This is a genomic window from Corallococcus sp. AB049A (assembly GCF_003668885.1).
Classification (GTDB): Bacteria; Myxococcota; Myxococcia; order Myxococcales; family Myxococcaceae; genus Corallococcus; species Corallococcus interemptor.
Window position 1 is genome coordinate 1 of the sequence record NZ_RAWL01000831.1, and the last position, 981, is coordinate 981.

The window sequence follows — 981 nt, forward strand, 5'->3', positions numbered from 1 at the left end:
GTGCTGTCCTACGCCCTGTTTGCTGTAGCTGTTGCGGCCGGCACCACCGGCTGCTTCAAGCGTGGCGTCAAGGGCGACTACGCCCTGGCCCCGGAAATGCGCCCGCTGGAAGTACCGCCGGACCTGAACCTGCCCAACGCCACCACCGACAACAAGGTGCCGACACTGGCCTCGGCCACCAAGCCGGCGGCGCCGGTCGCCGCAGCCCCGGCGGTGGGCAACACCGGTTTCACCATTGCCGGTGGCAAGGATGAAGCCTTCGCCAAGGTCGGTACCGCACTGGAAGGCGTCGAAGGCGTGACCATTGCCAGCCGCGCGCAGCTGCTGGGCTCGTACGACGTGGCCTACGAAGGCAGCAACTTCCTGGTCCGCGTGGTGGCGGTTGATGCAGGTGCCTACATCTCCGCGGTCGACCCGCGTGGCCTGCCGGCCACCGCCGAAGCGCCGGTGAAGCTGATCGCCACGCTGAAGGCGAAGCTGGCTCAGTAAGGGCCGCCCTGGTGGAGGCCGACCTTGGTCGGCGCTTCCGTGCCAACCAAGGTTGGCACCTACCGGGCGATGTGAGCTTGCCAACCAGGGTTGGCACCTACCAGAGCAACACCGAGGTATTCCCGCCTGGGTAGGTGTCGACCTTGGTCGACACGGCGGACGTCATGAACGTCTGAAGAAATCGAAGATCGGTATGGATTGATGCGCTGATGATGCGATTTCAGAAGCCCTTGGCAGCGGCCAGCGCTTGATCAAGCATCGGGGTTGTCCAGGCTGGTACTGGTTCGGCGGGCAGCCAGGCCAAGGGCTGGTTCATTAAGGGATGGGAGAAGGCAGATGGATTTGCCCGGCCGGCCCATTCGCGCAGGCGGAGCCATCCAAGGATTTCGTAGGGAAAGATCATCCGATCCTCCCTATCGAACTCGCGGATGTCATTCGCGGATCTATTGCGGGCCTGCTGAACGTGAAACTCCGCCAAGGCCGAAACCAGGT

General features: G+C 63.8%; 2 protein-coding genes. One reads left to right on the forward strand and one right to left on the reverse strand.

Going from position 1 to position 981, the window contains the following annotated elements:
* On the forward strand, positions 1-489 hold a 489-nt coding region (locus tag D7X55_RS45815; protein ID WP_199747353.1), incomplete at its 5' end, for a hypothetical protein.
* Positions 490-709: 220 nt separating this feature from the next.
* Here the strand turns inward: D7X55_RS45815 and D7X55_RS45820 are convergent.
* A partial coding sequence (locus D7X55_RS45820) for a hypothetical protein (RefSeq protein ID WP_233610387.1) occupies positions 710-981 on the reverse strand: 272 nt, incomplete at its 5' end.